At 57.5% G+C, this 24,810-nt stretch carries 28 protein-coding genes; 23 read left to right on the plus strand and 5 right to left on the minus strand.

Annotated features, from left to right (window positions below):
• The first annotated feature begins 60 nt into the window (after positions 1-60).
• Positions 61-525 carry a peroxiredoxin gene (locus tag SCT_RS14760; RefSeq protein ID WP_059424616.1) on the plus strand — a complete coding sequence of 155 codons (465 nt, stop codon included), beginning with the start codon at positions 61-63 and terminating at the stop codon, positions 523-525.
• A 4-nt stretch (positions 526-529) separates the two neighbouring features.
• Positions 530-1,012, plus strand: a complete 483-nt coding sequence (locus tag SCT_RS14765) for a peptidylprolyl isomerase (protein WP_059424474.1) — start codon at positions 530-532, stop codon at positions 1,010-1,012.
• A 71-nt stretch (positions 1,013-1,083) separates the two neighbouring features.
• Here the strand turns inward: SCT_RS14765 and mutS are convergent, their stop codons facing one another.
• Complete coding sequence (gene mutS, locus SCT_RS14770) at positions 1,084-3,645, minus strand: DNA mismatch repair protein MutS (RefSeq protein WP_059424476.1); 2,562 nt, start codon at positions 3,643-3,645, stop codon at positions 1,084-1,086.
• Between the two features lie 11 nt (positions 3,646-3,656).
• Complete coding sequence (locus SCT_RS14775; protein ID WP_059424478.1) at positions 3,657-4,451, minus strand: inositol monophosphatase family protein; 795 nt, start codon at positions 4,449-4,451, stop codon at positions 3,657-3,659.
• Between the two features lie 70 nt (positions 4,452-4,521).
• On the opposite strand from SCT_RS14775, the gene trmJ reads away from it, so the two are divergent.
• The 21 genes from trmJ (at position 4,522) to motD (ending at position 23,372) form a co-directional block, all read left to right on the plus strand.
• Entirely contained in the window at positions 4,522-5,268 is a 747-nt protein-coding gene (gene trmJ, locus SCT_RS14780; RefSeq protein WP_059424480.1) for a tRNA (cytosine(32)/uridine(32)-2'-O)-methyltransferase TrmJ, read from the plus strand.
• 53 nt (positions 5,269-5,321) lie between these two features.
• On the plus strand, positions 5,322-6,074 hold the full coding sequence (gene cysE, locus SCT_RS14785; protein ID WP_059424482.1) for a serine O-acetyltransferase: 753 nt from the start codon (positions 5,322-5,324) through the stop codon (positions 6,072-6,074).
• A 52-nt stretch (positions 6,075-6,126) separates the two neighbouring features.
• Positions 6,127-6,618, plus strand: coding sequence for a Fe-S cluster assembly transcriptional regulator IscR (iscR, locus tag SCT_RS14790; RefSeq protein ID WP_059424483.1), 492 nt, complete (start codon positions 6,127-6,129; stop codon positions 6,616-6,618).
• Positions 6,599-7,747 (plus strand): cysteine desulfurase family protein, encoded by a 1,149-nt coding sequence (locus SCT_RS14795; protein ID WP_059424485.1) that lies wholly within the window; start codon positions 6,599-6,601, stop codon positions 7,745-7,747. Before iscR ends, SCT_RS14795 begins: the two co-directional genes overlap by 20 nt.
• Before the next feature lie 46 nt (positions 7,748-7,793).
• Positions 7,794-9,005 (plus strand): IscS subfamily cysteine desulfurase, encoded by a 1,212-nt coding sequence (locus tag SCT_RS14800; protein WP_059424488.1) that lies wholly within the window; start codon positions 7,794-7,796, stop codon positions 9,003-9,005.
• 22 nt (positions 9,006-9,027) lie between these two features.
• Positions 9,028-9,438, plus strand: a complete 411-nt coding sequence (iscU, locus tag SCT_RS14805) for a Fe-S cluster assembly scaffold IscU (protein WP_059424490.1) — start codon at positions 9,028-9,030, stop codon at positions 9,436-9,438.
• Positions 9,439-9,467: 29 nt separating this feature from the next.
• Positions 9,468-9,791: an iron-sulfur cluster assembly protein IscA gene (gene iscA, locus SCT_RS14810; RefSeq protein ID WP_059424493.1), complete on the plus strand. Its 324-nt coding sequence runs from the start codon at positions 9,468-9,470 to the stop codon at positions 9,789-9,791.
• 22 nt (positions 9,792-9,813) lie between these two features.
• Positions 9,814-10,347, plus strand: coding sequence for a Fe-S protein assembly co-chaperone HscB (gene hscB, locus SCT_RS14815; protein ID WP_059424494.1), 534 nt, complete (start codon positions 9,814-9,816; stop codon positions 10,345-10,347).
• Positions 10,347-12,215 (plus strand): Fe-S protein assembly chaperone HscA, encoded by a 1,869-nt coding sequence (gene hscA, locus SCT_RS14820; RefSeq protein WP_059424497.1) that lies wholly within the window; start codon positions 10,347-10,349, stop codon positions 12,213-12,215. The genes hscB and hscA overlap by 1 nt, the downstream gene beginning before the upstream one ends.
• Positions 12,216-12,218: 3 nt before the next feature.
• Complete coding sequence (gene fdx / locus SCT_RS14825) at positions 12,219-12,557, plus strand: ISC system 2Fe-2S type ferredoxin (protein WP_059424500.1); 339 nt, start codon at positions 12,219-12,221, stop codon at positions 12,555-12,557.
• A gap of 11 nt (positions 12,558-12,568) precedes the next feature.
• Positions 12,569-12,763: a Fe-S cluster assembly protein IscX gene (gene iscX / locus SCT_RS14830; RefSeq protein WP_059424502.1), complete on the plus strand. Its 195-nt coding sequence runs from the start codon at positions 12,569-12,571 to the stop codon at positions 12,761-12,763.
• Positions 12,764-12,928: 165 nt separating this feature from the next.
• Positions 12,929-13,123, plus strand: a complete 195-nt coding sequence (locus SCT_RS16960) for a hypothetical protein (protein WP_088178674.1) — start codon at positions 12,929-12,931, stop codon at positions 13,121-13,123.
• A 171-nt stretch (positions 13,124-13,294) separates the two neighbouring features.
• A complete protein-coding gene (locus tag SCT_RS14840) occupies positions 13,295-13,894 on the plus strand; it encodes an isochorismatase family protein (protein ID WP_059424506.1) in 600 nt (199 codons plus the stop codon).
• Entirely contained in the window at positions 13,891-15,231 is a 1,341-nt protein-coding gene (locus tag SCT_RS14845; RefSeq protein ID WP_059424508.1) for a nicotinate phosphoribosyltransferase, read from the plus strand. Before SCT_RS14840 ends, SCT_RS14845 begins: the two co-directional genes overlap by 4 nt.
• 306 nt (positions 15,232-15,537) lie before the next feature.
• Positions 15,538-16,680, plus strand: a complete 1,143-nt coding sequence (flhB, locus tag SCT_RS14850) for a flagellar biosynthesis protein FlhB (protein ID WP_059424510.1) — start codon at positions 15,538-15,540, stop codon at positions 16,678-16,680.
• Positions 16,677-18,761: a flagellar biosynthesis protein FlhA gene (gene flhA / locus SCT_RS14855; protein ID WP_059424512.1), complete on the plus strand. Its 2,085-nt coding sequence runs from the start codon at positions 16,677-16,679 to the stop codon at positions 18,759-18,761. The genes flhB and flhA overlap by 4 nt, the downstream gene beginning before the upstream one ends.
• Positions 18,758-20,101, plus strand: coding sequence for a flagellar biosynthesis protein FlhF (gene flhF / locus SCT_RS14860; protein WP_059424515.1), 1,344 nt, complete (start codon positions 18,758-18,760; stop codon positions 20,099-20,101). The genes flhA and flhF overlap by 4 nt, the downstream gene beginning before the upstream one ends.
• Positions 20,094-20,978 (plus strand): AAA family ATPase, encoded by an 885-nt coding sequence (locus SCT_RS14865; protein ID WP_059424517.1) that lies wholly within the window; start codon positions 20,094-20,096, stop codon positions 20,976-20,978. Before flhF ends, SCT_RS14865 begins: the two co-directional genes overlap by 8 nt.
• Positions 20,979-20,987: 9 nt before the next feature.
• Positions 20,988-21,698, plus strand: a complete 711-nt coding sequence (locus tag SCT_RS14870) for an RNA polymerase sigma factor FliA (RefSeq protein ID WP_059424519.1) — start codon at positions 20,988-20,990, stop codon at positions 21,696-21,698.
• A gap of 52 nt (positions 21,699-21,750) precedes the next feature.
• Positions 21,751-22,491, plus strand: a complete 741-nt coding sequence (locus SCT_RS14875; RefSeq protein ID WP_059424521.1) for a flagellar motor protein — start codon at positions 21,751-21,753, stop codon at positions 22,489-22,491.
• 29 nt (positions 22,492-22,520) lie between these two features.
• The gene (gene motD, locus SCT_RS14880; protein WP_059424523.1) at positions 22,521-23,372 is read left to right on the plus strand and encodes a flagellar motor protein MotD; all 852 of its coding nucleotides are present in this window, start codon (positions 22,521-22,523) and stop codon (positions 23,370-23,372) included.
• Positions 23,373-23,375: 3 nt separating this feature from the next.
• Here the strand turns inward: motD and SCT_RS14885 are convergent, their stop codons facing one another.
• The 3 genes from SCT_RS14885 to moaE form a co-directional block, all read right to left on the minus strand.
• Complete coding sequence (locus SCT_RS14885; protein WP_059424525.1) at positions 23,376-23,870, minus strand: flagella synthesis protein FlgN; 495 nt, start codon at positions 23,868-23,870, stop codon at positions 23,376-23,378.
• Between the two features lie 2 nt (positions 23,871-23,872).
• Positions 23,873-24,196: a flagellar biosynthesis anti-sigma factor FlgM gene (gene flgM, locus SCT_RS14890; RefSeq protein ID WP_059424528.1), complete on the minus strand. Its 324-nt coding sequence runs from the start codon at positions 24,194-24,196 to the stop codon at positions 23,873-23,875.
• 152 nt (positions 24,197-24,348) lie between these two features.
• On the minus strand, positions 24,349-24,810 hold the full coding sequence (moaE, locus tag SCT_RS14895) for a molybdopterin synthase catalytic subunit MoaE (protein ID WP_059424529.1): 462 nt from the start codon (positions 24,808-24,810) through the stop codon (positions 24,349-24,351).

The following is a 24,810-nucleotide window of genomic DNA, read 5'->3' on the forward strand; positions in this document are numbered from 1 at the left end:
ATGTCTCTTCCAACCCGGGAGAAATCGTTTAAAATGTGGATCTGCCGTGAAGGAGTTTTTATGTTGCAAGTTGGACAGTCTGCCCCCGGATTCAGCTTGCCTGATGCGGATATGGAAATGGTCAAACTCTCCGCGTACAAGGGCAAGAATGCCGTGCTGTATTTTTATCCGAAAGACGATACGCCGGGCTGCACCATCGAGGCCATAGATTTCAGCGATCTGGATAGTGAGTTTGCCCGGCTGGACACTGTTGTACTTGGAGTGAGCCGGGATGACTGTCTCAGCCATGCTGCCTTTCGCGATAAACATGGCCTGTCGGTCCGTCTGCTGGCGGATGAGGAAGGTAAGGTGTGCGAGAAATATGGCGTGTGGCAGGAGAAGGAAAAAGACGGCGTGAAAAAAATGGGGATATTGCGTTCCACGTTCATCATCGACAAGCACGGCATTCTCAGGCACGTGCTCTATGGTGTAAATCCGCGTGGTCACGCAGCCGAGGTAATCAATTTAATCAAAGTGATGGAGTAAGTTTATGCAGGTTTCAAAAAACTCGGTGGTGACTCTCAGTTTCGAATTGAGTGATAGTACCGGCAAGCTTCTGGAAAAAAGCGATCAACCCATCAGCTACCTGCATGGCGGCTATGACGGGATTTTTCCTACAGTAGAGGAAGCGCTGGAAGGTGTCGCCGAGGGCGGCACCGTTGCAGTGACGATGGATCCGGAAAACGCCTTCGGTGAATATGAGGATGAGCTGATGCGGGTCGAGCCACGCGATGCTTTCCCGATGGACGGGATCGAGGTCGGCATGCAGTTTCAGGCCGGCGCAGAAGGTTCGGATGAAGATCTGGTCTTCACGGTGAAAGAGATCACTGCAGAAAGTGTGGTGATCGATGGAAACCATCCCCTGGCCGGGCAGACTCTGCTATTCAAGGGCACCGTTGAGGGCGTCCGCCCCGCCACTTCCGAGGAACTCGCCCATGGTCATGTGCATGGCGAGCACGGCCACCATCATTGAGGCGTGATCGGTAAGGGGTGATGGATTTCATTGCACATCACCCTTTACTCATTACTTGTTGCTTTCCCGGGTCAAAGTATCTTTTTTAGTCGGTAAACCAGTTCCAGTGCTGCTTTCGGGGTTAGCTCGTCGGGCTCAATCTCGAGCAGCGCTTCTTCCAGTGCCGAAGGAGCCGCAACCTGCGGCATCTCAACGAACAAATCCCCCTGAATGCCGTTATTGATGCCTTGCTGCTCTAGCTGCAGCAGGTGTCTTTTCGCCGCCTGGATCACCGGTGCAGGTACGCCCGCCAGCGCCGCCACCTGCAGGCCATAGCTCTGGCTCGCCGGGCCTTCCTGTACGCTATGCAGGAACACGATGTGGTCGCGGTGTTCCAGTGCATCGAGGTGAACGTTGGTGATCTGCCTGAATTCCTGCGTCAGCCGGGTCAGCTCGAAATAATGGGTGGCGAACAGGGTGTGGCAGCGGGTTTTTTCGATCAGATGGCGGGCGATTGCCCAAGCCAGGGCGAGGCCATCGAAGGTGGAAGTGCCGCGCCCGATCTCGTCGAGCAGCACCAGGCTATTTTCGGTGGCATTGTTCAGAATATCGGCCGCTTCAGTCATCTCCACCATGAAGGTGGAACGACCGCCGGCCAAGTCGTCGGAAGCGCCGATGCGGGTGAAGATCTGGTCAACGGGGCCAATTTTTGCGCGGGTTGCCGGTACGAAGCTGCCGCAGTGAGCGAGCAGCACGATCAGTGCGGTCTGGCGCATGTAGGTGGATTTTCCACCCATGTTCGGGCCGGTGATCAGCAGCATCTGGCGAGTGCGGGAAAGCAAGGAATCGTTGGCGATGAAGTTGGCGGTTTGGGCTTCCACCACCGGATGGCGACCGCCCATGATTTCGATCATTGCGTCGTCGGTGAATTCAGGCGCAACCCAGCCCAGAGTTTCGGCCCGCTCGGCAAGCGCAGCCAGCACATCGAGCTCGGCCACTGCTGCGGCGATCTCCTGCAGCGCCGGAATGTGCGGCGCCAAATTGTCCAGTAGCGACTCATACAGCATTTTCTCGCGCGCCAGCGCCCGCTCCGAGGCTGACAGGGCTTTGTCCTCGAAAGTCTTCAGCTCAGGCGTGATAAAGCGTTCCGCGTTCTTCAGCGTCTGGCGCCGGCGGTAGTCGTCCGGCACTGCATCGGCCTGGCTGCGTGTGACCTCGATGTAAAAGCCATGCACCCGATTGTATTCGACTTTCAGATTGGTGATGCCGCTACGTTCGCGCTCCCTAGCTTCAAGGGCCAGCAGGAACGCGCCGCAGTTGCTCTGGATTGCGCGCAGTTCATCAAGTTCGGCATCGTAGCCGGTGGCGATAACGCCGCCTTCGCGTAACACCGCCGCCGGCTCAGGCTGAATCGCCCTAGTTAGCTCAGTAACCAGTGTTTCCGGCGCTTGTAGCTTATTTGCCAGTTGCGTCAGGCGCGGGCTGTCGAGCAGTGCCGTTTCTCCGGCGATTGGTGGCAAGGCCAACAGGCCGTTGCGCAGACCGGCAAGGTCCCTGGGTCGTGCGGATCTGAGCGCGATGCGCGCGGTGATACGCTCGATGTCGGCGATTTGCTTCAGGCCCTGGTGGGCCTGCGCGTAGGCGGGTGCGCCGGATTCGCCGATCAGCCGGGTGATGGCGTCGAGCCGGGCGTGCAGCTCGGCCCGGTCGCGCAGGGGATGGTGCAGCCAGTGGCGCAGCAGGCGGCTGCCCATGCTGCCGGCGGTGGTATCGAGCAGGGAATAGAGCGTCGGTGCGGGTTCGCCGCGCAGGGTTTCGGAAATTTCCAGATTGCGCCGGGCGGCGGCGTCGAGCAATACATAGCCGCTTTCACGTTCGACCTGCAAGCCGCGAATATGCGGCAGCGCACCGCACTGCGTGCTTTTCGCGTATTCCAGCAAGGCACCCGCGGCCTCGATGGCGCAGTGCAGGTCATGGCAACCGAAGCCCTGCAAATCCAGGGTGGCGAATTGCCGACATAGCCTTTGCAACGCCGAGTCGTAATCGAACTGCCATGGGGGCAGGGTTCTGCGCGTACATTTCAGGCTTTCCAGGGTGACATTGGCGTAGCCTTCAGGGAGCAGAATTTCCGCCGGTTTGAGGCGCTCCAGAGTTGCGTCGAGGCGGTTTGGCCGAATTTCTGCGACCCTGAAGCGCCCGCTGGCGAGATTCAGCCAGGCCAGTCCCAGCATATTGTTCCCTGGAGCCAGCGCGAGCAGCAGTTTGTCCTTCTTTTCGTCGAGCAGTGCCGCATCGGTCAATGTGCCGGGCGTGATGATGCGCATCACCTTGCGCTCCACTGGGCCCTTGGAAGTTGCAGGGTCACCGATCTGTTCGCAGATCGCTACCGTCATTCCGAGCTTGACCAGTTTGGCAAGATATTGCTCGGCGGCATGGTAGGGCACACCCGCCATCTTGATCGGTTGTCCTGCGGTTGCGCCGCGGGTGGTGAGGGTGATGTCCAGCAACTGCGCAGCCTTCTCCGCATCCTCGAAGAACAGCTCGTAGAAATCCCCCATGCGGTAGAACAGCAGCATGTCGGGGTGCTCCGACTTGATGCGCAGGTATTGCTGCATCATCGGGGTGTGCCTGGACAGGTCCTCCGGGGAGTTCATAGGGCGTGGCTTTATTTTGCCTTTGCCGCCAGATGGGGTGCGATGGTCTGGAGTAGCTGCACAAACACTTTAGGATTGCCGGCAACGATGTTGCCGCTTTCCAGATAGTTTGCGTCGCCTTTAAAATCGCCCACCAGTCCGCCCGCTTCCTGCACTAGAAGCGCGCCGGCGGCAATGTCCCATGCGTTCAGGTCGAATTCCCAGAAGCCGTCGAAGCGACCTGCGGCGGTATAGGCCAGGTCCAGCGCGGCTGAACCAGGTCGGCGCAGGCCGGCGGTTTTCTGCATCAGTTCACGGAAGATACCAAGATAGGCGTCGAGATGGGTAAAGTTGCGAAACGGGAAGCCGGTGCCGATCAGGGCATCTTTCAGATATTCATAGCGGCTGACGCGGAGACGGCGATCATTGAGAAATGCACCAGCGCCGCGCGTGGCGGTAAACAGGTCGTTGCGGCTGGGGTCGTAGACCACGGCATGGGTCAGGACGCCCTTGTGCTGCATGGCAATTGAAACCGAATACTGCGGAAAGCCATGGAGAAAATTGGTTGTGCCGTCGAGGGGGTCGATGATCCACTGGAACTCCGAGTCGCCCTGCATGCCGCTTTCTTCTGCTAAAATCGCGTGTTTCGGGTAGGCTTCCAGCAGGACTTCCTTGATGGCATCTTCCGCTTTTTGATCCACTTCGCTGACAAAATCATTAAAGCTCTTGTGTTTGACCGTGAGCGAATCCAGGTTTTGGGAGGCTCGGTTGATAATCTGACCGGCGCGGCGCGCGGCCTTGACCGCGGTGTTGAGCATGGGATGCATGGGTTATCCTGGGAAAGTTTAAGGAACAAAACGCTGAGTGCATTGCCGCTATTTTAATGGGAAACCACGGATGAAGAAACCCAATACTCTGAATAACATTCGCATCGTGCTCAGTCACACCAGCCACCCCGGCAATATCGGCGCGGCTGCGCGGGCGATGAAGACGATGGGGTTGGAGAACCTTTATCTGGTCAACCCCAAGGCTTTTCCGGATCCGGTCGCGGATGCGCGCGCTGCCGGGGCGTCGGATGTGCTTGAGAATACGCGGGTTTGCGCTACCCTGGACGAAGCGTTGGCCGGTACGGTGCTTGCCGTCGCAGTAACCGCCCGGCGGCGCGATCTCTCTCACGAAATGCTGTCCGCGCATCAAGCCGCGTCCCGCATGCTGGCCTTGGCTCCCCAAGGAGCTGTGGCGCTGCTGTTCGGCACTGAGATGTCTGGGCTGTCCAACGCCGAGTTGGACAAATGCCAACTGCTCGCCACCATACCTGCCAATCCAGAGTTTACCTCGCTGAACCTGGCCTCTGCGGTGCAAATCCTGGCTTACGAGCTGCGCATGGCGTTTCTTGGTGAGGCTGAAGTGCCTGCTGCAAAGGCGCTGGAGGCCGCCAGTTTTGAAGATGTGGAGCGGTTCTATCAACACCTTGAGCGGACCATGATAGATACCGGTTTTCTCGACCCGGCTTGCCCTGGGCGCTTGATGCAGCGGTTGAGAAGGTTGTTTGCACGGGCGCGCCCGGAAAAGGAAGAGGTCAGCATTCTGCGTGGGGTTTTGACTTCAGTGGAAAAATTCACAAATAAATCAAAAAACCCATAGTTGACTAAAGGAGTCTGGAATATAATATTTTTCTTATATTTCGGAATCGAGTGATGTTCGATCATTTGCGTGAAGATATATCGGTCGTGTTCGAGCGGGACCCGGCCGCTCGTTCTACATGGGAGGTGTTGACCACCTACCCGGGCCTGCACGCGTTGCTGGTGCATCGCTTGGCGCAGCGTCTATGGTGCTGGAACCTGAAGTGGCTGGCGCGCTTCGTTTCGCACCTAGGGCGCTGGTTGACCGGCATTGAAATCCATCCTGGCGCGCAAATTGGGCGTCGGGTGTTCATCGACCACGGCATGGGCGTGGTCATCGGCGAGACCGCCGAGATCGGTGACGATTCGACGCTTTATCATGGTGTTACGCTGGGCGGTACTTCATGGAACAAGGGTAAGCGCCACCCCACCCTTGGCAAGGGGGTAGTGGTCGGCGCCGGCGCCAAAATTCTTGGCCCGATTTTCATCGGCGACGGCGCCAAGGTGGGCTCCAATGCGGTGGTGGTGAAGGATGTTCCGGCGGGCGCCACGGCGGTGGGTATTCCGGCGAGGAATATCGATCCGACGCAAGCGGAAATGCGCGAAAGCAAGGCGCAGAAGATGGGGTTTTCCGCGTATGCCATTAGTGCCGACATGAACGATCCGGTAGTCAAGGCGATCCACGGTCTGCTTGACCACACCGTGGTGCTGGACCAGCGCGTCGAGTTGATTCTGGCGCAGTTGAAGAAGATGGGGATCGAGATGGAACCCCTGGCGCCGGCCCAGGATCAGTTCGATGCGAACTATCTGAATAAAATAGTTGACTAAAATAATAAGGTATTATAAAGTTGCAGCATGACTTTCAAGGGAAGGAAATAATATGCGACTGACAACCAAGGGACGTTTCGCGGTAACCGCAATGCTCGATCTGGCCTTACGCCGGGGCGGCGGGCCTGTGACGCTGGCCGGGATCAGCGAGCGTCAAAAAATTTCCCTGTCTTACCTCGAGCAGCTGTTTGGCAAGCTGCGTCGACATGCACTGGTGGAGAGCGTGCGTGGGCCGGGTGGCGGTTATTATCTGGCCAAGAGTCTTGATGATATCGCGGTCTCGGACATCATCAAGGCGGTGGATGAGCCGATTGATGCCACTCAGTGTGGCGGACTAGGCAACTGCCACGACGAGCAAGAATGCATGACCCATGAATTGTGGACCAATCTGAACGGAAAAATTTACGACTATCTGGCGTCGGTTACGTTGGCACATCTGGTGGCGCAGCAACGCGGGGTCGGCGTGGCAGAGATACATGACCATACCCAGTCCGTGTCGAGGCGTAGAGTTGGGACTAAAACGGATGTTGCCAACATACTTTGACCACAACGCCACTACGCCACTCGACGAGCCCGTGTTGCAGGCGATGCTGCCGTTTTTTCGGGAACGTTACGGTAATGCCTCGAGTCGCCACGAGTACGGGCGAGTAGCACGCAAGGCGGTGGACGATGCGCGTGAGCAGGTGGCAGACATGGTCGGCGCGCATCCTTCTCAGGTGGTTTTCGTTAGCGGTGGCACCGAAGCTAATAACCTGCTGATTAAAGGTGCGGCGGCGCGGTGCCAGCCTTCACAGATCGCGGTGAGTGCGGTGGAACATCCGAGCGTGACCAAGCCGGCGCAGGGGTTGCGCGAGCAGGGTTGGAAGGTGAGGAGGCTGGCGGTTAACGCTGCTGGCCGGCTTGAAATAGATGATGTGGAAATTGCACTGCGTGAGTCAGTCACCGGGCTGGTGTCGGTGATGCTGGCAAACAATGAAACGGGTGTGGTGCAGGATGTGGCGGCGGTGGCGGAACTGGCGCGCGGCGTGGGCGCAATGGTCCATACCGATGCGGTGCAGGCGCTGGGCAAGATGCCGGTCAGCTTTGCTGCATTGAATGTACATGCGATGACGATTTCCGCGCACAAGGTATACGGGCCAAAAGGTATAGGAGCACTGGTTCTGGACAAGCGCCTCGATATCAAGCCGCAAATTACCGGCGGTGAGCATGAGAAGGGGTTGCGTGCCGGTACCGAGAATGTGCCGGCGATCGTCGGTTTCGGTGCGGCTTGTGCGCTGGCGGCGAACCGCCTGACAGAGCTTCCGCTTAAGCTCCAGCAAATGCGGGAGCGGATGGAGCAGGGGCTGCGGACAATGGGTGTGGTGCTGTTCGGTGATGGCGCCGAGCGCTTGGCAAATACCAGCTATTTTGCTATTCCTGGCATAGATGGTGAAACGCTGGTAATGGCGCTGGACCGTGCCGGATTTGCGGTGGCGAGCGGCTCAGCCTGCTCCAGCGGCGGCACTGACCCGAGCCCGGTATTGCTGGCCATGGGTGTTGAGCGTGAATTGGCACGGTGTGCGGTGCGCGTCAGCCTGGGCAGGGATAATGAAATGAGTCAGATCGAGCGCTTTTTGCAGGCACTGCAGGGCGAAATTCTCGGGCTGAAAAGGCTGGTGGCGGTTGAGGTTTGAGTCGTTCCTGGCGAACGGGAACATTGGGAAAGTGGAGAAGTGAAAAATGATTAAGCAACCGATTTATCTGGATTATTCTGCAACTACGCCGGTTGATCCGCGAGTGGCGGAAAAAATGATTCCTTACCTGACCGAAAAATTCGGCAACCCGGCTAGCCGCTCCCATGAATTTGGCTGGGATGCGGAAAGAGCCGTTGAGGAGGCGCGCGAGCAGGTCGCCAAGCTGGTCAATGCCGATCCCAAGGAAATCATCTGGACCTCGGGTGCAACTGAATCGAACAACCTCGCCATCAAGGGTGCCGCACACTTTTACAAGGGTAAGGGCAAGCATCTGGTCACAGTGATGACCGAGCACAAGGCGGTGATCGATACCATGCGTCACCTCGAGAGCGAAGGCTATGAAGTTACCTATCTCATGCCGGAAACAAATGGCCTGGTGGATATGGAGAAATTCACGGCAGCCCTGCGCCCGGACACCATTCTCGCCTCCGTCATGCTGGTCAACAACGAGATCGGGGTGATTCAGGATATCGCTGCACTGGGTGAGGTTTGCCGTGCCAAGGGTGTACTTTTTCACGTTGATGCCGCTCAGGGCACTGGTAAGGTGACGATAGATCTGGCCAAACTTAAAGTCGATCTGATGTCTTTCTCTGCCCACAAGACCTATGGGCCGAAGGGCATTGGTGCTCTGTACGTGCAGAGGAAGCCGCGCGTCCGTCTGGAGGCGCAAATGCACGGCGGCGGCCACGAACGTGGGCTGCGCTCCGGGACTTTGGCACCGCACCAGATCGTCGGCATGGGCGAGGCTTTCCGCATCGCGCGAGAGGAAATGGCCACCGAAAACGAGCGCATTCGCTACCTGCGCGACCGGCTCTACAAAGGGTTGTCGCAAATCGAGGAGGCGCATGTCAATGGCGACATGGAGCAACGGGTGCCGCACAACCTCAATATCAGCTTCAACTTTGTCGAGGGTGAATCGCTGATCATGGCGATCCGCGAACTTGCGGTTTCCAGCGGCTCCGCCTGTACTTCCGCAAGTCTGGAGCCTTCTTATGTGCTGCGTGCTCTGGGCCGCAGCGACGAGCTGGCGCACAGCTCGATCCGTTTCACGATAGGTCGATTTACCACCGAAGAAGAGATCGACTTTGCGATTGATCTGGTGAAGGCGAAGATTGGACGTTTGCGCGAAATGTCTCCACTGTGGGACATGTTCAAGGAAGGCGTCGATTTAAGCACCGTACAGTGGGCTGCTCATTAAGGTTTTTTGAAGGAGAGTTATTATGTCTTACAGCACAAAAGTATTGGATCACTATGAAAATCCCCGTAATGTCGGAACATTCGGCAAGGACGACGAAGGTGTTGCCACCGGCATGGTCGGGGCGCCTGCCTGCGGCGACGTGATGAAGCTGCAGATCAAGGTGAACAAGGACGGTGTGATCGAGGACGCAAAGTTCAAAACCTACGGCTGCGGCTCGGCGATCGCATCCAGTTCGCTGGTGACCGAATGGGTCAAGGGCAAGACCCTGGACGAGGCTCTCACCATCAAAAACACCCAGATTGCGGAAGAACTGGCGTTGCCGCCGGTGAAGATACACTGCTCGGTGCTGGCGGAAGACGCTATCAAGGCGGCTGTGGCCGATTACAAGGCCAAGCATGGCGAGATGGTTGAAACCGCAGCCTGCAAAGGTTAATAGATTGTTCTGGTTTAAGGAGATAGAGCATGGCAGTTACCCTGACTGAGAAGGCCGCCACCCATATCAAGAACTACATCGCAAAGCGCGGCAAGGGCGTGGGTTTGCGACTGGGCGTACGCACCAGCGGTTGTTCCGGCATGGCCTACACGCTGGAATTCGCCGATGAATTCAACGACACTGACAGCCAGTTTGAAAGCTTCGGAGTGAAGGTTCTCGTTGATCCGAAGAGCCTGGTTTATCTTGAAGGCACCGAACTGGATTTCGTGCGCGAAGGACTGAACGAGGGCTTCAAGTTCAACAACCCTAACGTCAAGAGTTCGTGCGGTTGCGGCGAGAGCGTCGGCTTCTAGACGGAACCATGAACGGCACGCAATGAATTTTGATTTCAGCAGGAACCATTTCGAGCTGTTCGGTATTCCGCCGCTCTACCAGATCGACACGATCCAGCTGGAGCAGGCTTATCGTGACATCCAGAGTCAGATCCATCCCGACAAGTTCGCGCACCTTTCCGATGCAGAGCGCAGGCTGTCGATGCAATGGTCGACGCAGGCCAACGAGGCTTATCAGACTCTAAAGCAGCCTCTCGGCAGGGCGTGTTATTTGCTGCATTTGAATGGCGTCGATATCCACGAGGAAACCAATACGGTGATGTCGCCCGCCTTCCTGATGCAGCAGATGGAGTGGCGTGAGGCGATCGGCGAAGCCAGGGCGGCCAAGGATACGTCCGAACTGGAACATTTGACCGGCCAGCTGCGCACCGAGATTCAGGCTCAACAGCACCAGTTGGCTGATTTGCTGGATAAAGAAAAGAATTATCCGAAGGCCGCGGAAATTGTACGCGAGCTTAAATTCATGGAAAAATTGCGCGAGGAAATCAACTACGCGCTGGAGGCTTTGGACGCATAATGGCTTTGTTGCAGATCGCAGAACCCGGCATGAGCACCGCGCCACACCAGCATAGGTTGGCGGTGGGGATAGACTTGGGTACAACCAATTCACTGGTGGCAACGGTCAGGAGCGGCATGAGCGTTGTGCTGCATGACGAGAATGGCCGTGGATTGTTGCCTTCAGTGGTGCGCTATCATGAGGACGGCAGCACCGATGTCGGCTATTCCGCACAGGCGATGCAAAGCCGGGATCCCCACAACACCATCGTTTCGGTGAAGCGCTTCATGGGCAGGGGGCTGCGCGACTTGCCCGATGCCGGCAGCATGCCTTACCAGTTCGTCGATGCGCCCGGCATGGTGCAGCTCAAGACCGTGGCCGGCGTAAAAAGTCCGGTCGAAGTGTCAGCCGATATTCTCAAAGTATTGCGCGATCGTGCCGAGAAGGCGCTGGGTGGCGATCTGGTGGGAGCGGTGATCACGGTGCCAGCCTATTTCGACGATGCCCAGCGCCAAGCCACCAAGGATGCGGCCCGGCTGGCCGGACTCAACGTGCTGCGCCTGCTGAACGAACCTACCGCGGCGGCTGTCGCCTATGGGCTGGATAATGCGGCTGAAGGTGTTTACGCCGTTTACGACCTGGGCGGCGGCACTTTCGATATTTCCATTCTGCGTTTGTCCAAAGGTGTGTTCGAGGTACTTGCGACCAACGGCGACTCCGCACTGGGCGGCGATGATTTCGACCACCGCATCTATTGCTGGATACTTGAGCAGGCCAAATTGTCCGGCGTGAAGCCGCAGGATACTCGTCTGCTCCTGACCCGCGCGCGCGAAGCCAAGGAAGACCTGACCTTTCGTCCCGAAGTACGCATCACCGCGGTACTGGGCGCCGGTGAAATGGTGGATCTCACACTCACCTCCGAAACTTTTACCGATATCACCAGCAGCCTGGTCAACAAGACCCTGGCTCCCACCCGAAAAGCGCTGCGTGATGCGGGTTTGGAGCCTGAAGACGTGAAGGGGGTGGTGATGGTGGGCGGGGCGACGCGCATGCCCCAGATTCAGCACGCGGTTGGGCAGTTTTTTCGCCAGGAGCCACTCAACAATCTCGACCCGGACAAGGTGGTCGCGCTGGGGGCGGCGATTCAGGCCAATGTGCTGGCCGGAAACCGCTCCGATGACGATTGGCTGCTGCTGGATGTGATTCCGCTTTCTCTGGGACTGGAAACCATGGGCGGATTGGTGGAGAAGGTCATTCCGCGCAACTCCACCATCCCCGTGGCACGTGCCCAGGAATTTACCACCTACAAGGACGGCCAGACCGCGATGAGTATTCACGTGGTGCAGGGCGAGCGCGAGCTGGTGAGCGACTGTCGCTCTCTGGCCAAATTCGAACTGCGCGGGATCCCGCCAATGGTGGCGGGTGGGGCGCGCATCCGGGTCACCTTTCAGGTAGATGCCGATGGCCTGCTGAGTGTGTCCGCACGTGAAAAAAGCAGCGGTGTGGAGGCCTCCATCGTGGTGAAGCCATCCTATGGTCTCAGCGACGATGAAATCACCCGCATGCTGCTCACTTCACAGGAAAATGCCAAGGCCGACATGGCGGCGCGTGCATTGCGCGAGCAGCAGGTCGAAGCCGGGCGCCTGATTGAAGCGATCGAGGCGGCGCTCAACGAAAACGGCGACAGTCTGCTCAGCGCTACGGAACGCGCCGAGATCGACGAAGGAATGGCAGTGCTGCGCAGGACCCTGGAAGGGGCCAATCATCAGCTAATCAAAGATCAGATCGAAAAACTGAACCACATTTCCGAGATGTTTGCCGGACGACGCATGGACCAGAGCGTACAAAAAGCACTGACTGGCCATAAACTGGAAGAACTTGAGATTTAAACTATGCCACAACTGATAGTTTTACCTAATGAGCAACTCTGTCCCGATGGCGCATTGATCGAGGCGAAGCCCGGCGTATCCATCTGCGACACCCTGCTTGAGCACGGCATCGAAATCGAGCATGCCTGCGAGAAGGCGTGCGCCTGCACCACCTGCCATGTGGTGGTGCGCGAAGGGTTCGAATCGCTGGATCCCTCCGAAGAACTGGAGGACGACATGCTGGACAAGGCCTGGGGGCTGGAGCCGGCCTCGCGCCTTTCCTGTCAGGCTATCATCAAGGATAGTGACCTGGTGATTGAGATTCCGAAATACACCATCAATCTGGCCAGCGAGTCCCACTGAGGGAGGGCATCATGAAGTGGACCGATACGCTGGATATTGCCATCGAACTTTACGAAAAATTTCCCGAAGTGGACCCCCGCTACGTGCGCTTTACCGATTTGCACCGCTGGGTTACCGAGTTGGAAGATTTTGATGACGACCCAGAAAAATCCAACGAAAAAATCCTCGAAGCGATCCAGATGGCCTGGATAGACGAAGTGGAATAGCTATGTCCCATGGCTTAACCTCGACATAGCAAGTCGGGTTTCTGCCTTCGATAAAACTCCCCTCCGAATGTGGCGAAAAACCAGAGATATGGGTAACCCCTATACATAAATCGGATCCGTGGGTACTAATATCCCTCGTATTCAAGAATAAACGATAACAATAAAATGCAGGGGAACTGCACTGACACCGGGGATTGTCTTTGGCTATTGGGAAGCCTGTGCAGTCTTTACCGGGTGCCGTTCGATGCCGCGCTGGTAGCGAACCAGTTTTCGCCGTCATATACCCTCGCCACACTCCACGAAGCCGCACGGGTGCGCTGCTTCAAAACCGGGTTCAGTCCGCTGACAGACGCGGGTTGAGGCAAACTTCCCTTTCCCTGCATCGCTTGCCTGAAACCTCGGGCTCAGAACGAAACCAGCCACACCGAAACATCCTCCGGCGCCACCGAAAAACTTGAGATCCATTCCCCAACGAGGTATCTGACTATAATGAATTAATCTCCTTTTTTTCAGGCTTCCCGTGAACCGCGCATGAATGACGCCCCCACAACCCTGCAAGCACTCCCAGGAGATGCCCTGCTACTAGTGGACGTGCAGAACGACTTCCTGCCCGGCGGCAGCTTGGCGGTGCTGTCCGGCGACCATATCCTGCCCGCGCTGACCCGCTGCATCAGCCTGTTCAGGAAGGCAGGCCTCCCCATCTATGCCAGCCGCGACTGGCATCCGGCCGATCACTGCTCGTTCCGTGGGCAGGGCGGGCCGTGGCCGCCTCACTGCATTGTCGGCAGCCACGGTGCAGCCTTTTCCGATCAGCTGGCACTGCCGGATGACGCCACCATCATCTCCAAGGCCACCCGCCCCGACGCGGATGCCTATTCCGCCTTTGCCGCCACCAGCCTGGAACGGCGCCTGCGCGACGCGGGCATCAAGAGGCTATTCGTCGGTGGACTGGCCACCGACTACTGCGTGCTCAACACCGTCAGGGATGCGCTGTCTCTGGGCTTTACCGTGATGCTACTGCTCGACGGCATTCGCGCCGTCGACGTCAAGCCCGGCGATGGTCAACACGCACTGGCCGAAATGATCGCGCTCGGCACCCAGCTGATCTACAGCGAAAACATTCGACCATGAATCCGCAATCCAGCCCACTGCTTACTGACCTGTACCAGCTCACCATGCTGCAGGCTTATTACGACGAGGGCATGGATGACACTGCGGTATTCGAGTTTTTCGTGCGCGACCTGCCGCCGCAGCGCAATTTCCTGCTGGCAGCCGGGCTGGAACAGGTGCTGCAGTTCCTGGAAAACCTGCGCTTTACGCCGGAAGAAGTGGACTGGGTGGCAAACTGCGGCCGTTTCAGCCGCGAATTCACCGATTTTCTGGCCAGCCTGTGCTTCACCGGCGATGTCCACGCCATGCCGGAAGGCACTCTGTTCTTCCCGCACCAGCCGATCCTGCGCATCACCGCGCCGATCACCCAGGCGCAACTGGTGGAAAGCCGCGTCATCAACCTGCTTCACCTGCAGACCCTGATCGCATCGAAAGCCGCGCGCAGCGTTCTGGTCGCCCCTGGCAAGTTGCTTGTGGATTTCGGCCTGCGCCGCGCCCACGGCGCCGAAGCTGGCTTGCTTGCGGCGCGCGCCTCCTACCTGGCTGGCTATTCCGGCAGCGCCACGGTGCTGGCTGGAGCACAGTTCAGCATCCCACTCTACGGCACCATGGCACACTCCTACATCCAGGCCCACACCGACGAAATCGTGGCCTTTGAGCGTTTCGCCCACTCCCATCCGACCAATACGGTACTGCTGATCGACACCTACGACACCGAAGCGGCAGCAGAGAAAGTGGTAAAATTGGCGCCCCGGCTCGAACAACAGGGCATTCATATCAAGGCAGTGCGACTGGACAGCGGCAACCTTGCCGAACATGCGCGCAAGGTGCGCCGTATTCTCGACCAGGGTGGATGCCGGAAGATCGGCATTTTCTGCAGCGGCAATCTCGATGAATACGCCATCCACCAAATGCTCGCGGACAATGCACCGGTCGACGGTTTCGGCGTCGGCACCCTGCTTGACACCTCGGCCGATGCCCCATACCTCGATTGCGCCTACAAACTGGTTGAATATGCCGGCAAGCCCAGCCGAAAACGCTCGGAGGGAAAGGCCACCTGGCCAGGGCGCAAGCAGGTTTACCGCAGCTATGGTGCCGACGGCAGCTTGGAGCGGGACACCTTGACGCTGGAACACGATACTCATTCCGGGACGCCGCTGATCGAACCCTGTATGCAGGAGGGAAAACGCCTGTCAGCCCCGGAGCCTCTAGAAAGAGTGCGGCAGCGTGCAGCAAGTGAACTGGAACGCCTTCCCAGGCATTTGAGGCAACTGGAAACCTCATCCCTGCCGTATACGGTCGAAATTGCCCCGGCATTGCGAGAACTGGCGGCAGCGATTGACCGTGCAGCCCATTAATCACTTCGTCCTTACCGAAACAAAAATTGTCATATTCCCCAGAATAAATGGGGTGCGGTGTCAATTGCCGATAACCCGCTGAACCAAGCGGAGAATCGAGAAGTGATTCAGCGAGAGAATTTTCGAAGCGATCCAGATGGCTTGGGTAGACCAGGCCGAATGACCCGCTCTTAGGCATGATTTCGGCATAGCAGTAGAGTTTTTGCTATCTGATAAAAATCCTACTCCCCTACTATATCTGGTGGAAATGATGTAAACTACACACCATATGTGCTACCTGCGCTGCCCTATAGCCGAGGGGGATAAATGGCGGAAGACAGCGATTTAGAACGAACAGAACCTGCGTCATCGCGACGCATAGAGCAGGCCCGTGAGAAGGGGCAGGTCGCCCGTTCCCGCGAATTATCGACATTCACTGTGTTGATCGCTGCCGGCGCTGGCTTGATGGTGATGGGTCCGCAACTGATGGACAACCTGGCCGGGGTGATGCGTGGCGGCCTGATGCTGGACCGGGCTTCGGCATTCGACCCCCTGATGATGCTGGCCCGCCTTCATCAACTGTCATTGAGCGCTCTTGTTACTTTTATTCCTTTCATCCTGTTGATGGTCATTGCTGCGATTTTTGCACCGATGGTGCTGAGCGGCTGGCTGTTCTCTTTCCAGGCATTGCAACCCGACTTCAGCCGCATCGATCCGCTTAAAGGCATCGGCCGCCTGTTTTCCCGGAACAGTCTGGTCGAACTGGCCAAGGCCCTGGGCAAGTCGGCCCTGATCGGAGGCGTCGCATACTGGGTCATCATGCACAATAAGGAAGCGATGTTTGCTCTGGCGGGCGAATCGGTCCATCAAGGCATTGCTCATTTGGGGACTCTGCTGGGCGTTACTTTTCTGACTATCGTCAGTTCGATGATACTGATCGTGGCGATTGATGTGCCCTTCCAGTTGTGGGACCACTCCAGCAAGCTGAAGATGACAAAAGAGGAAGTGCGACAGGAGAACAAGGAGTCGGAAGGCTCGCCCGAAGTCAAGGCGCAGATCCGCCGGGTGCAGCGCGAGATGGCGCGTCGTCGCATGATGGCGGAAGTGCCCAAGGCCGACGTGATCGTGACCAACCCGACCCATTACGCCGTAGCGTTGCGCTACCAGGACAAGCTGATGGGTGCGCCGGTCATCGTTGCCATGGGTTCTGAGCTGATGGCGGTCCGCATCAGGGAGTTGGGCGAGGAGCATCATATCCCGATCCTGGAGGCGCCACCTCTGGCCCGAGCCCTCTTCCGCCATGGCGAGTTGGGCGAGGAAATCCCGGCCGCGCTTTATACGGCGGTAGCCGAAGTGCTGGCCTATGTTTACCAGCTGCGCAGCTATGAATCAGGTGGGGGCATAGCACCTCAGCTGCCACGGAGCCTGCCGGTGCCGCCGGGCTTGGATCCGGAAAGTGAAATAGCATGAACGCCAGGGTTGATGGAATGAATTTGCCGGGCGGCCTGAGCATGACCAAACTGGCCGGCCCGATCCTGATCATCATGATTCTGGGCATGATGATCCTGCCGCTGCCACCTATCCTGCTGGACCTGTTGTTCACTTTCAACATCGCCCTTGCGATGATTGTGCTGCTGGTCAGCCTGTATACGACCAAGCCGCTTGAATTCGCCGTATTTCCCACCGTGTTGCTGGTCACAACGTTGCTGCGGCTGTCGCTCAACGTTGCGTCAGCCCGGATTGTGCTGCTCGAAGGGCACACCGGCCCCGACGCTGCGGGTAAGGTAATCGAGGCCTTCGGTCATTTCCTGGTAGGAGGCAATTACACCGTCGGCATTATTTTGTTCATTATCCTGGTGATCATCAATTTCGTGGTGATCACCAAGGGTGCCGGGCGGATCGCAGAAGTCAGTGCGCGCTTCACTCTGGATGCCATGCCCGGCAAGCAGATGGCGATCGATGCCGACCTCAACGCCGGTTTGATTGGTGAGGATGAGGCCCGAACACGCCGCTCTATCATTTCCCAGGAGGCAGATTTCTTCGGCTCAATGGACGGTGCCAGCAAATTCGTGCGCGGCGACGCCGTCGCCGGCATTCTGATCATGCTGATCATGATCATCGGCGGGTTGGCGGTAGGCGTTATGCAGCACAACCTGGATTTCGCCACTGCTGCCAACAATTATACTTTGCTTACCATCGGCGATGGTCTGGTAGCTCAGATTCCTGCTCTGGTGATTTCGACTGCGGCAGGTATCGTGGTAAGCCGCGTTTCTACCGATGAGGATCTGAGCCAGCAAATGCTCGGCCAGTTGTTCAGCCAGCCCCTCGTGCTCTACATTACCGCCACCATTCTCGGCGTAATGGGCCTGATTCCGGGGATGCCGAATTTCTCCTTCTTGCTGCTGGCGACCATGCTTGCCGGCGCAGCCTACTACATCGAACAGCGCGCGCGGAAACCCGAGGCGCTTGAGATTGCAGCACCGGCACAGGCTCCAACCGAGCCTGTCGATGTGAGCTGGGATGACGTGATGCCGGTAGATATTCTGGGACTGGAGGTCGGCTATCGCCTCATTCCCCTGGTGGATCGGAATCAGGATGGAGAGCTATTACGGCGTATTCGCGGCATTCGCAAGAAGTTTGCTCACGAAATGGGCTTCGTGGTCCCGGCCGTGCATATCCGCGACAATCTGGAACTCAAGCCAAATGGCTACCGTCTTGCCTTGAAGGGCGTCGAGATGGGGCATGGCGAGGCATATGTCGGCATGTTTCTGGCGATCAATCCGGGTCGGGTGCTTGGCAACTTGGCCGGCACGCCCACCCGCGACCCCGCCTTTGGTCTGCCCGCTGTCTGGATTGAGGCCGAGATGCGCGAGCAGGCGCAGACTTTCGGTTACACCGTGGTGGATGCCAGCACAGTGATTGCAACCCATCTGTCCAATATCATCCAGTCGCACAGTGCCGAACTGTTGGGTCGCGAGGAAGTGCAGCAGTTGCTGGATCATCTGGCGAAGGAATCGCCCAAGCTGGTCGAGGAACTGGTGCCGAAACTATTGTCCCTTTCCACGTTGCACCGTGTCTTGCAAAGCCTGTTGGATGAGGGTGTGCATATCCGAGACATGCGTACCGTCATCGAAACCCTCGCTGAGCATGCGCCACGCACGCAAAACGTCGATGAGCTGGCGTCTCTGGTTCGTGTCGCGCTTGGACGTGCTATCATCCAGCAAATTTATCCGGGCACGAATGAACTGCAAGTTATTACGCTGGACCCAGGCCTGGAGGGCATTCTGATGCAGGCGACACAAACGTCGGGCGCTGAAGGTGCCGGACTTGAGCCCGGTCTGGCGGAAAACCTGCTGGCACAGGCGCAGGCCGTGGCGCAGAACCAGGAGCAGATCGGTCTGCCGGCCGTACTGCTGGTGCAGGCCCCGTTGCGCGGTCTGATGTCGCGCTTCCTGCGGCGTGCTGTGCCGCAACTCAAGGTCATTTCTCATGCCGAGGTGCCGGATACCAAAACCATTAGAGTGACCGCCGTATTGGGGGGGAGGGGATGAACGTCCGGAAATTTCATGCCAGCACCACGCGCGAGGCCCTGCGCCAAGTCAGGGACGCACTGGGTGCCGACGCCATCATCCTGTCCAATCGCCAGGTGGCGGGCGGTATCGAGATCATGGCGGTGGCAGACATGGATATGTCATCCCTTGCCGGCAACCCGGTGAGCCCGCCCCCAGCCAAGGAACGACCCGCACCTGCAGAATTTTTCACCCGCGCCGAGCCTGCACCACCCCCACCGCCCACTGTCGCCTCTTCTCCGGTTTCACGATCGCAAATCGCCGAGTTGCAGGAAAAGAGCAAGCCGGCTGTGGAGGAAACGCGGAACAAGGATGCTCCGCCAGATCTGATGGGTCAGGAAATTATCCGCGAAATCAAGTTCCTGCGCGGCATGCTGGAAGGCCAGCTGTCTGGCTTTGCCTGGGGCGAGCTGCAACGGGAGGAACCCGCCAAGGTCGAAGTATTGCGCCACCTGTTGAGCGTGGGGTTCAGTCCGTTGTTATCGCGCCAGCTGCTGGATAAAATGCCGACCGGCTATGACTTGGAAAAAAGTCTGCGTTGGCTGAAGGCGGCACTGATGCACAACCTGCATGTCGTGAAGGCGGGCGACGACATTGTCGAGCGCGGTGGAGTCTATGCGTTGACGGGACCCACCGGAGTCGGCAAGACCACCACCGTGGCGAAGCTGGCGGCGCGCTGCACTTTGAAACATGGTCCGGCCAGTCTGGCCCTGATCACTACCGATACCTACCGGATCGGTGCTCACGAGCAGTTGCGCATTTACGGCAAGATACTCGGCGTACCGGTTTACGTGATCAAGGATGAGGCCGATTTGCAACTCACCCTGTCCGATCTGCAGAACAAGCATCTGATTCTGATCGACACGGTCGGCATGAGCCAGCGCGATCGCCGCCTTTCTGAGCAGGTGGCGCTTCTGTCCGGCGCCGGACGCAGCATCAAGCGCATATTGCTGCTTTCCGCCAACGGGCAGGGCAGCACGCTCGAAGACGTTGTCCGTTCCTACAAGAAGGATGATATGGATGGTTGCATTCTGACAAAAATCGATGAAGCGATCAGTATTGGCCCTGCGCTGGACGTGGTGATCCGCAACAAATTGATGCTCCATTATGTTACCAATGGACAGCGTGTGCCGGAGGATCTGCACCTCCCCAATCCGGTTTATCTGGTGGATCGGGTTTTGAAACCCGTCCAGGGAGATTCACCGTTCACCCCGCTGGAAGCAGAATATCCGCTGGTGATGGCTGCCGCCGGCGGATTGGCCGGTGTGGAATCGACCGGCTACACGGAAGCAAAGCGCGACGTGGGAGCTCTACGTGGCTGATGTCCTGCAAGATCAGGCCGAGGGGCTGCGCCGGCTGCTGGCACGGGATTCGGTGCGGGTGGTGACGCTGACCAGCGGCAGGACCGGGGTCGGGAAAACCAACATTGTCGTCAACCTTGCCACTGCCCTCGCCAAGCGCGGTCGACATGTGCTGGTTCTGGACGAGCAGCAGGGCAAAGTCAGCATGGAAACGCTGCTTGGTCTGACCGCGCGCTATGACTTGATGCACGTGATCCGGCGCGAAAAGACGCTGGATGAGGTGATGCTGCGCGGCCCGGAGGGGGTGGATATCGTTTCCGCCGGCAATGGACTGCGAGTGCTGGGAGAATTGGGGCAGGAAGACCAGGATTGGCTGGTGCAGTCATTCCGCCAGCTGTCGAAAACGGTGGACGTGGTACTGGTGGACGCCGTTGCCGGGGTTGCGAGCAATGTCTTGCCGCTTTCTCTGGCGTCGCAGGAAATCGTGATCGTGGTGTCCCCGCATCCTTCTTCGATCAAAGACGCCTATGCGCTGATCAAGGTGCTCAACCAGAATTTCGCCATTCACCGTTTCCATATCCTGGCCAGCAAGGTCAAGAACGAGCAAGAGGCGCGGGCGCTGTACGATAACATGGCTGAGGTGGCAGTGCGTTTCCTCGATGTAATCCTCGATTTCATGGGTTATGTGCCTTTTGACGAGAAGCTCAGACAGGCCGCCCGGATTTGTCGGCCGGTTGTGGAAGCATTCCCCGTCACCGAATCGGCTAAGGCGCTCAGGGACTTGGCGGAAACCATGGAGCAATGGCCGCAACCCTCGGGCGAGGAAGGCCGCCTGGAAGCATTCATGCAGCGCCTGATTCAGAGCAGCCGTATGGCGGCGGAGGGCTTTCGCCTATAGAATTGTGCTATGTACGCTAAAACCGGGCTGGAGAAAAATCAATACGTCGTCCAATATGCTCCGCTGGTAAAGCGCATTGCCTATCATCTGATGGCGAGGCTGCCTGCCAGCGTGCAGGTCGACGACCTGATTCAAGTGGGCATGATCGGCCTGCTTGATGCGGTGAGCAATTACGACGATACGCAGGGCGCGCAGTTCGAGACCTATGCAGTGCAGCGTATCCGCGGTGCAATGCTGGACGAATTGCGGCAATGCGACTGGTTGCCGCGCTCGGCGCGGAAAACGCTGCGTCAGATCGAAACCGCAATGAATGCTCTGGAGCAGCGCGTGTGTCGCGCTCCGACCGAGCGCGAGGTGGCCGACGAATTGCACGTGAGCCTGGATGACTACCAGCAAATGTTGCTGGACGCGCGTGGTTGCCAGTTGCTGCATTACGAGGACTTGCACAGTAGCGAGGATGAGGACTTTTTCGAGCGCCACTGCGCCGACGATTCTGCAGGACCTTTAGCCAAATTGCAGGACGGAAGATTCCGGGAAAAATTGATCGAGGCAATCGGCATATTGCCAGAACGCGAGAAGCTGATGATGGCGATGTACTATGAGGAAGAGCTGAATCTGCGTGAAATCGGCGAGGTGTTGGGCGTTAGCGAATCGCGCGTGTGTCAGCTGCATAGCCAAGCCATGGCACGCTTGCGCAGCAAGTTGAAGGAATGGCTGTGAAAATGGAAGGCAAGCGGTGCATGGGGTGGATTATTAACTGCGGAGCAGATGCATGGATCTAGTCAGCATATTCGGTATTTTGCTGGCTTTGACCGCAATTATTGGCGGCCAGGTTCTGGAGGGGGGGCATATTGGCTCCCTGATGCAATTGACGGCATTCATCATTGTCCTTGGTGGCACGACGGGCGCCATCATGCTGCAGAGTTCGCCCAAGATTTTTTTTGAGGGCATGAGGCTGGCCAAATGGATAATCTGGCCACCCAAAGCGAACCAGCAGTTTTTGATCGAACAGGTGCTGGTCTGGAGCAACCTTGCGCGCAAGGGTGGATTGCTGGCACTTGAGTCGCAGCTGGATCTGCTGGAGGATACCTTCACCAAAAAAGGGTTGCAAATGCTGGTGGATGGCGCCGAGCCGGAGAAAATTCGTGTTGCACTCGAGGTGGAAATTTCGACTTACGAGAAACATCATCTGGATGCTTCGAAAGTCTGGCAGGCTGCGGGCGGCTATGCACCTACGGTTGGCATTCTGGGTGCGGTGCTCGGCCTGATTCACGTGATGGAGAACTTGAGCGACCCATCCAAATTGGGTGCCGGTATCGCCGTAGCTTTCGTCGCAACCGTTTACGGCGTGGGATCGGCCAACCTGTTTTTTCTGCCGATGTCCGGCAAGCTTAAATACCTTATCGAGCAGGAAGTGGTGATGCGCGAGATGCTGATAGAAGGCTTGGTATCCATTGCCAATGGCGAAAATCCTCGCGTGATCGAGTCAAAATTGCAGGGTTACATTATTTAGTCGAGAGTTACTTCCGGCGGCGGTGTACGATGGCGCGCAGACAGAAGCACGAAGAACATGAGAACCTGGAGCGCTGGTTGGTGTCTTACGCCGACTTCATTACCCTGTTGTTTGCCTTTTTTGTCGTGATGTATTCGATTTCCCAGGTTAATGAGGGAAAATACCGGGTGCTGAGCGATTCCCTTGTTAACGCCTTTAAAACCACACCGACGGCCACTACACCGATTGCACCCGCACTGCGGATCGATGCATCGCGGGGGTCGTCGAGTTCCGCTCAGGCTCTGGCCCTGAAACAAACGATTTTTGTTCGCAAACCTGATCCCGTCATTGAAGCCCGTCAGAAACAGCAAACGGAAAAAATGAAGGGGGTCGCCGAGGATATCCTCAAAGCAATGGAACCTCTGGTAAAAGAAGGGCAGGTTAAAGTCAGTCAGAGTGTTCATGGTATCGCGATCGAGATCAATGCCAGCGTGCTGTTCGCTTCAGGCCAGGCGGCTCTCGAGCCAGGATCGATCAAGGCGCTGCGTGCGGTAGGGGGCGTTTTGGCAAAGGTGCCGAACGATATTCAGGTGGAGGGCTTTACCGATAACACCCCGATTAGCACCATCGCTTTCCCATCCAACTGGGAGCTATCGACAGCCCGTGCCAGCAGTGTGGTACGCCTGCTTGCAGAGAGCGGGGCGCCAGCCGACCGCCTGGTCGCCGTGGGTTATGGGGAATTTCGTCCGGTTGACTCCAATAGCACGCCGGAAGGGCGCGCGCGGAACCGGCGTGTGACTATCATGATTCTGTCGGAACAGCAGGAAAAGATTATCGACATACCGTTGGCCAGTCAGGTGTCCAAAGCCGTGCCGGAAACCATCCGAGCCAAGAGCCCATAATCATTAAACCTTGCCGATTGGTCTCCCCAGACCCAGCGCCTGGGTCTGCCCGTCCGGCCCGTACAGCGCGCTCTGATTGGCGGCCGCCTGAAGGATGGCGAGTGCTTGCTGGTTGTTCCTGAGTTGGGTGTCGATCATGCTGCCGTTGATCTGATTGAGTTGCTGGGCATTTTCCGCAAGTGCCAGAAGCTGCTGCCAGAGTTCGGCAATGTGTGGATTTCCTCCGTCGCGCTGCTGCAGCCATTTCATCATGCCGCCCTGTTCTTGGGGGTAACCCAGCGCGCTGAGGAAGCGGGCACGGTTCTCGGCAAGCTGCGACAATAACACCACTTTTTCGGATTTGATCCGGGCCAGTTCGAGCAGGGGGTCAACGTTGCCCTGAACCAGAGCATCCTGCTCGGTTTGTAATACCTTGATGAAATCCTGGAATGCTCGTAACTCTGCTTCCAGGTTCTTGACTAAATCGGAGGGAGAGGCGATTGCCGGGTTGACTGTCAATATCAGCTCTTCTGGTTCTGCATCAGGTCTTTAACTGTTGCCAGCAGGCTGTCTGCAATGACTTCCGGATTGATTTTGAAGCGCCCTTCGCTAATGGCCAGTTTGATTGCTTCCACGCGTGCGCTATCCACCACCGGCACGTTGTTCATGTTACTTTCCATGGCTTGAAGCTGCGATGAAAGCGCGGTGATCCGAACGTTGTCCTGCGAGCTTGGTTTCCCTTGCGGTGCGGCAGTCGGCGTGCCCGTTCCCGCATTCGAGGCGCGTGGGGCGGTTTCCTTGACGCCGCTACTGGTCGGCGATTTTACGGAGGCATCGATCTTCAAAGTTAATTCCTTCGGGTTGCAGATCGTTTTTCGATAACGTCATTGACGCCTCGCGATCTATTAGCGGTTATCCGATTTATGCTAAGGATAACGGCATGAGCTGGTAGAACTTTAGCGGAGAATGCCTATTTTTTCAAGTTAACCCGGGTGAATCAGGCTGATGGTGCAGCCCAGCGTTGTGCCGCTGTTTCGTCATCTTCACGCGCATCCACCCAATATGCGCCTGCTTCGGTCTCTTCTTTCTTCCAGAATGGTGCACGGGTCTTCAGGTAATCCATGATGAATTCGCAGGAGGCAAAAGCGTCGCCACGATGCGCGCTGCTGACTGCTACCAGTACGATTTGATCCGTGGGTTTGAGCGGGCCAATGCGGTGGATTACCAGCGCATCAATGATATTCCAGCGCCGCTTTGCTTCCTCCACAATTTCGGCCAATGCTTTTTCCGTCATGCCAGGGTAGTGTTCCAGGGTCATTTCAGCAACCGTGTTGCCGTGATTCAGATCGCGCACCAGACCGACGAAGCTGGCGACTGCGCCGATACCGGTATTATCTCGGCGCAGATCGAGGATTTCTGCGCCGAGGTCGAAATCTTCCGTTTGTACGCGCACCGGCAT

Source organism: Sulfuricella sp. T08 (assembly GCF_000971475.1).
Taxonomy (GTDB): Bacteria; Pseudomonadota; Gammaproteobacteria; order Burkholderiales; family Sulfuricellaceae; genus Sulfuricella.

Coding starts and splice junctions, on each gene's coding strand:
- SCT_RS14760 (WP_059424616.1), top strand. CDS start 61: ATGTTGCAAGTTGGACAGTCTGCCCCCGGATTCAGCTTGCCTGATGCG.
- SCT_RS14765 (WP_059424474.1), top strand. CDS start 530: ATGCAGGTTTCAAAAAACTCGGTGGTGACTCTCAGTTTCGAATTGAGT.
- mutS (WP_059424476.1), bottom strand. CDS start 3,645: ATGAACTCCCCGGAGGACCTGTCCAGGCACACCCCGATGATGCAGCAA.
- SCT_RS14775 (WP_059424478.1), bottom strand. CDS start 4,451: ATGCATCCCATGCTCAACACCGCGGTCAAGGCCGCGCGCCGCGCCGGT.
- trmJ (WP_059424480.1), top strand. CDS start 4,522: ATGAAGAAACCCAATACTCTGAATAACATTCGCATCGTGCTCAGTCAC.
- cysE (WP_059424482.1), top strand. CDS start 5,322: ATGTTCGATCATTTGCGTGAAGATATATCGGTCGTGTTCGAGCGGGAC.
- iscR (WP_059424483.1), top strand. CDS start 6,127: ATGCGACTGACAACCAAGGGACGTTTCGCGGTAACCGCAATGCTCGAT.
- SCT_RS14795 (WP_059424485.1), top strand. CDS start 6,599: ATGTTGCCAACATACTTTGACCACAACGCCACTACGCCACTCGACGAG.
- SCT_RS14800 (WP_059424488.1), top strand. CDS start 7,794: ATGATTAAGCAACCGATTTATCTGGATTATTCTGCAACTACGCCGGTT.
- iscU (WP_059424490.1), top strand. CDS start 9,028: ATGTCTTACAGCACAAAAGTATTGGATCACTATGAAAATCCCCGTAAT.
- iscA (WP_059424493.1), top strand. CDS start 9,468: ATGGCAGTTACCCTGACTGAGAAGGCCGCCACCCATATCAAGAACTAC.
- hscB (WP_059424494.1), top strand. CDS start 9,814: ATGAATTTTGATTTCAGCAGGAACCATTTCGAGCTGTTCGGTATTCCG.
- hscA (WP_059424497.1), top strand. CDS start 10,347: ATGGCTTTGTTGCAGATCGCAGAACCCGGCATGAGCACCGCGCCACAC.
- fdx (WP_059424500.1), top strand. CDS start 12,219: ATGCCACAACTGATAGTTTTACCTAATGAGCAACTCTGTCCCGATGGC.
- iscX (WP_059424502.1), top strand. CDS start 12,569: ATGAAGTGGACCGATACGCTGGATATTGCCATCGAACTTTACGAAAAA.
- SCT_RS16960 (WP_088178674.1), top strand. CDS start 12,929: ATGCAGGGGAACTGCACTGACACCGGGGATTGTCTTTGGCTATTGGGA.
- SCT_RS14840 (WP_059424506.1), top strand. CDS start 13,295: ATGAATGACGCCCCCACAACCCTGCAAGCACTCCCAGGAGATGCCCTG.
- SCT_RS14845 (WP_059424508.1), top strand. CDS start 13,891: ATGAATCCGCAATCCAGCCCACTGCTTACTGACCTGTACCAGCTCACC.
- flhB (WP_059424510.1), top strand. CDS start 15,538: ATGGCGGAAGACAGCGATTTAGAACGAACAGAACCTGCGTCATCGCGA.
- flhA (WP_059424512.1), top strand. CDS start 16,677: ATGAACGCCAGGGTTGATGGAATGAATTTGCCGGGCGGCCTGAGCATG.
- flhF (WP_059424515.1), top strand. CDS start 18,758: ATGAACGTCCGGAAATTTCATGCCAGCACCACGCGCGAGGCCCTGCGC.
- SCT_RS14870 (WP_059424519.1), top strand. CDS start 20,988: ATGTACGCTAAAACCGGGCTGGAGAAAAATCAATACGTCGTCCAATAT.
- SCT_RS14875 (WP_059424521.1), top strand. CDS start 21,751: ATGGATCTAGTCAGCATATTCGGTATTTTGCTGGCTTTGACCGCAATT.
- motD (WP_059424523.1), top strand. CDS start 22,521: ATGGCGCGCAGACAGAAGCACGAAGAACATGAGAACCTGGAGCGCTGG.
- moaE (WP_059424529.1), bottom strand. CDS start 24,810: ATGCCGGTGCGCGTACAAACGGAAGATTTCGACCTCGGCGCAGAAATC.